This window comes from Candidatus Pelagibacter sp. (assembly GCF_052049775.1).
Lineage (GTDB): Bacteria > Pseudomonadota > Alphaproteobacteria > Pelagibacterales > Pelagibacteraceae > Pelagibacter.
Window position 1 is genome coordinate 1 of record NZ_JBNGZH010000028.1, and the last position, 4,942, is coordinate 4,942.

Consider the following 4,942-nt stretch of genomic DNA (forward strand, 5'->3'; position numbering starts at 1 on the left):
TCAATTGTGAAAATGATAACTATTTTTCAAAGAAGTTTTTTGCAAGAAGTTTGAAAAAAAAATATGATAGTCTTGCGTATACTACAATTTTAAAACACAAAAAAATTCAGAATAAAACAGCATCTCAAATATTTACGAAAAATGGACCTTTGGCATTTTTACCATTATCAGAAATAGAAACTTCTATTGTTTATTCAATTAAAGGTAAAAAAAATATTAATCTCAATGAATTAATTAAAAAATATAATACCAAATATTCAATTACAAATTTTGGTATTTGCAACTTTTTCGAGTTGAAAGCTTCTAATTTGAGAACTTATTATCATAAAAATATTTTAGCTTTTGGAGATGTATTACATCGCCTTCATCCTTTGGCTGGTCAAGGTTTTAATATGACTTTAAGAGATATTCGAGATTTGGATAATTTAATTGAACTTAAGTTAAAGAATGGATTAGAGATAGATAATTCAATTTGTGAAGAATTTCAAAATATGACTAAACATAAAAACTATCTTTTCTCTAGTGGAATTGATTTTGTATATGAATTTTTTAATTTTGAAAGTAAGATGAATAATAATATTCTTAGCAAATCAGTGAGATTAATAGGAAGAAATAAATTCATAAATAGATCTTTTAAAAATATAGCTAATAGAGGTTTTGAAATTTAGTTTTATTGAACAGTTGTATTATTATAATTGTCAAAAGAATATGTAGTTAGAATTTCTGAAATTTTAGTTTTCCTAAGCTCTAAATTTTTGGCCTCTAATAAGATTTGTTTTTCCTCTAGCGTAAAAGGAGATGCCATTGCTAGAGCATTAATTGTTTCATCTAAACTTTGTTTCTCTAATCCTTTCCAATTAATAATAAATCCTCTTTTTTCAAAAAGATTTTTTAAGTCTTTAAATATCAATTTTAAATCAGAAAATTGTAGATTTTCACTCTGATAACTTAGGTCATCATAAAAATTATTAAAATTTACGTTGCATTCTCTGTATTTTTTATTTGATTTTACTTCATCTATTTTTTGAAATCTAATTATACCTTTAAGTTCTATTAAAAATTGACCATTATCATTTTCCCTAAAGCTTGTAATTTTGCCCATACACCCAATGTCATATAATTCAGGTTTAACTTCACTTTCTTTTGAATTTTTAGGTTGTATCACCCCAATAAGCTTGTTTGACTTCATACTATCATTAATCATATCGACATATCTTGGCTCAAATATATTCAATGGAACAGTAGTTCTTGGAAAAATGATAAAATTACTTAGTGGAAAAACTGGTATTGTTTTTGGTAAATCTTCTTTTTTCATGAAAAAAACATACCATAATTAATATTACTTGAATTAAAAAAAACGACACACTATATTAATTTCTTTTGCGGGCGTAGCTCAGTGGTAGAGCGTCTCGTTGCCAACGAGAAGGTCGAGGGTTCGATCCCCTTTGCCCGCTCCATTTTTAAGTAATATAATAAAAAATTTAATTAGATGAGGATGCAAATTAAATGAGCGAACTATTCGAGAAAAAATGTGTTCCTTGTGAAGGCGGTGTACCTGCGCTTGATATAAGTGAAATACACAAATATCAAAAAAAAATTGATGGATGGGATGTTATTAAAAATGAGAAAAATATACACTTTTTAGAAAAAAAATTTACATTTAAAAACTTTGTTGAGAGCCAAAAATTTGTAAATGAAGTAGGTAGAATATCTGAGGAGGAAGGTCATCACCCTGAAATTTTATTCGGATGGGGTTATGCAAAAATAAACATTTCAACCCACGCAATTGAGGGATTATCTGAAAACGATTTTATCTTAGCTTCAAAGATTGACAAGATTTAATGTCTAAAATGTCTTGTTTTTGAAAAAATTAAAATAGTATTAGTTTTATCTGCAAATTTTATAATTTCTTTATCTCTGATTGATCCTCTAGGTTGGATTACAGCAGAAACACCGGATTGAATCAATTTTTCAATACCATCAACAAATGGAAAAAAAGCATCAGATGCTGCAACAATTTCTTTTTCATTTTTTTTAAACTTTCTCATTTTATTTATTGCAATTTGACAGCTATCAAGCCTACTAGGTTGTCCAGATCCGATACCAACTGTTGTTTTATCACCAACGAGCACAATAGCATTAGATTTAACATGACGGGAAATATTGAATGCAAATAATAAATTTTCAAATTGTATTTTGTTTGGTTTTTTCTTTGAAACAACTATGAAATCTTTTTTTTTAAAAATAAAGTCATCTTGAGATTGGATCAACATTGAATTTGATACAGAGTTAATTTGAAGAACATCATCAAAATTAAAGTTTGTTGAGTCTATAATTCTAACATTCTTTTTAGATTTTAATAATTTAAGAGCGCTTGTTTCAAAACCATTAGCAATAATTACTTCTAAAAAAGTTTTGTTTAACTCAACAGCTAAACTTTTATTAACTTTAAAATTACAAGAGACAATACCTCCAAATGCGCTTACAGGATCACATTCAAATGCAGATTTATAACTGCTTACTTTATCCTTTAAAATAGAAACTCCGCAGGGGTTAGCATGTTTGATAATTACAGTACCTATATTTTTCGGTAGACCTTTGGATATCTTTAAAGCAGCAAAAATATCATTGTAATTGTTATAGCTTAATTGTTTTCCATGAATTTTTCTTAATTTGAAATCTTTATTTTTAGAGTAAATAGCAGATTTTTGGTGTGGATTTTCTCCATATCTTAATCTCTCAATTAAGTTTCCATAAATAATTTTTTTCTCTGTAAAATTTTCATTTGTGACTGAATTGAAGTAATCTGAAATTACGGAGTCATAATATGCTGTTTCATTAAAGGCTGATTGAGATAATTTTTTTCTAAATTCTAATTTTGTTGCACCTTTAAATCTTTTTAATTGATCAATCAATGCCGAATATTGATTGGTGGATGTTATTACTGCAACGTCATTGTAATTTTTTGCAGCACTTCTAACTAGGGCAGGACCACCAATATCAATTTTTTCAATTATTTTATTATGATTTTTTGTTGTGTTTAAAGTTTTTTCAAATGGATAAAAGTTGACTATAACTAAATCAATATTTTGAAAATTATTTTTTTTTATTTCTCTTTTATGAGAATTATTGTTTCTTTTATTTAAGATTCCCGCATGAATTTTAGGATGTAGTGTTTTTACACGTCCATCAAGAATTTCATTAAAACCAGTATAATCAGAAACTTCAAGGCATCGATAGCCTAATTTTCTAATTGCCTTAAATGTACCCCCTGAACTAATCAGTTTAACATTATACCTGTTTAAAGTTTGTAATAATGGTTTTAAGTTTGATTTATCTGAAACAGATATTACAGCTGATTTTATTCTTCTAACTATATTTTTTTTATTTGCCATTTAATATCTTCGGTCTGGTTATTTGAAATTCCAGAAATAAATATATTTTGATTATCAATATATGAATTTTTATTACCGAAATATAAACCATTATCAATATTTATATCATAATTATCACAAGTAAATTTCCAACCCTCATCCTCCAATTCAATTAATATTGATTTACCATCCTGAGTTTTCATTAATTTTACGTCTGGTTCTACATGAAATCGAATATCAAATTTATAATTTTTATTAATTTTTTTTAGAATTTTATCACTACCAACAAAAGTTTCTTCTCCAGGAAAAAATTCTATATTTCTTTCATGAATAGTATTATATTTTTTTTGGTATCCATCATGAGAAGCATTTATTTTCCAATAGTTTTTTTCAAAAATAGTCTCTCTTTTAGTAATTTTTAAACCTCTGGTAACAAAAAAAGATTTATTATTGTTCGTAAATTTGCAGGAAGAATTATCATCGATTACTAAGGTATTCTGAGCGGCAGTTGATCTTGATAAATGATTTAGTTTTATATTTGTTTCGCTATGATAGCCACAATTGCTTATTAATTTTTTTCCATTAGAAATTATTTCAAAAGATAAAGCTCCAGATTGATAATCTTTAGAAAAAAATGAATTTGGTGAAGGACCAGCATCCATAGTGAGACACATCTTTTTATTTCTCAAAATTATATATCCACCATAATCTTGATTGTCATTTTTGAATTTATAACCTAGTCTTTGAAGATAATTATCAAAATTATTATTATCTGAGATGTTATTTCCGTTATAAAGAATATCACTTTTTAGATTTTGCCAAACAAAAGCGTAACCTTGTCCAAGATAGTAGATTGTTTCATTGATATGTTCTGGAATATTAATTTGAGATTCTTTAAACCACTCTCTGATTAAAATATAATATTTCAAATAAAATATTAATTGTTTAATGCTCCTTGATTTAGGAAAACCAGAATTATCAAGAGTAATTTTAGATATTTTTTCTAGTAAATTTAAACCATATGGCAAATACTTTTTTTCATCCTGATAACAAAGTCCAACTAATATAATAGATGCACAACCTATCAATTTATCTTCAACAAATTTTGATTTATTAATTTCATTTATGAGGTGATTTGCTTGTTTTTGTACCATAGTATTGAAATCAATTTTATATTGTCCGTTACCATCTTCATAAGTGAGATTATGACTTGATAACCAAGCAATAATTCTTTTTGCAGTTAAATCGAAATTCCAACTTTTTGCATTGTATTTATGATTTAAAGTCATCCAGTTTTTTATAACTGATTGGGTATTTTTTTTTGAAGACTTAAGATCTAAACTAAAAAGCCAATAAAAATTATTAAGTTTTCTTAAGTTTTTTTTAGTAATTTCTTTATTATCCCAAATTTCATTTAACGCAAAATCTTCAATCCTAAATTTTTTTTTTTGATATTTAATTAAGGATGAAAGTAAATGAGGACTAGGCTTATAAATCAAATTTTGATAATAAGTTTTTGAAATCTTTTTATCGTATAGATTAGAATGTAAATATAATTCTCTTATTTT

General features: G+C 26.0%; 4 protein-coding genes, 1 tRNA gene and 1 pseudogene. 3 read left to right on the forward strand and 3 right to left on the reverse strand.

Annotated features, from left to right (window positions below; genetic code table 11):
• Window positions 1–668, forward strand: a pseudogene (locus ACTT83_RS04210) (ubiquinone biosynthesis protein UbiB); the annotation flags it as partial.
• Between the two features lie 2 nt (window positions 669–670).
• Here the strand turns inward: ACTT83_RS04210 and ACTT83_RS04215 are convergent.
• A complete protein-coding gene (locus ACTT83_RS04215; protein WP_440918877.1) occupies window positions 671–1,315 on the reverse strand; it encodes an LON peptidase substrate-binding domain-containing protein in 645 nt (214 codons plus the stop codon).
• A 67-nt stretch (window positions 1,316–1,382) separates the two neighbouring features.
• On the opposite strand from ACTT83_RS04215, the gene ACTT83_RS04220 reads away from it, so the two are divergent.
• Both ACTT83_RS04220 and ACTT83_RS04225 read left to right on the forward strand, forming a co-directional pair.
• Window positions 1,383–1,457: transfer RNA gene (locus ACTT83_RS04220), tRNA-Gly, on the forward strand.
• Between the two features lie 49 nt (window positions 1,458–1,506).
• Window positions 1,507–1,842, forward strand: a complete 336-nt coding sequence (locus ACTT83_RS04225; protein ID WP_440916636.1) for a 4a-hydroxytetrahydrobiopterin dehydratase — start codon at window positions 1,507–1,509, stop codon at window positions 1,840–1,842.
• On the opposite strand, the gene purH is transcribed toward ACTT83_RS04225, so the two are convergent.
• Both purH and ACTT83_RS04235 read right to left on the reverse strand, forming a co-directional pair.
• Window positions 1,839–3,395, reverse strand: a complete 1,557-nt coding sequence (gene purH, locus ACTT83_RS04230; protein WP_440918878.1) for a bifunctional phosphoribosylaminoimidazolecarboxamide formyltransferase/IMP cyclohydrolase — start codon at window positions 3,393–3,395, stop codon at window positions 1,839–1,841. The two genes, ACTT83_RS04225 and purH, sit on opposite strands and share 4 nt — an antisense overlap.
• On the reverse strand, window positions 3,374–4,942 hold a 1,569-nt coding region (locus ACTT83_RS04235; RefSeq protein ID WP_440918879.1), incomplete at its 5' end, for a heparinase II/III family protein. The genes purH and ACTT83_RS04235, both read right to left, overlap by 22 nt.

What these genes read in the sequence shown, in the direction of transcription:
- purH (WP_440918878.1), bottom strand. Translation starts at nt 3,395, where the DNA reads ATGGCAAATAAAAAAAATATAGTTAGAAGAATAAAATCAGCTGTAATA.
- ACTT83_RS04225 (WP_440916636.1), top strand. Translation starts at nt 1,507, where the DNA reads ATGAGCGAACTATTCGAGAAAAAATGTGTTCCTTGTGAAGGCGGTGTA.
- ACTT83_RS04215 (WP_440918877.1), bottom strand. Translation starts at nt 1,315, where the DNA reads ATGAAAAAAGAAGATTTACCAAAAACAATACCAGTTTTTCCACTAAGT.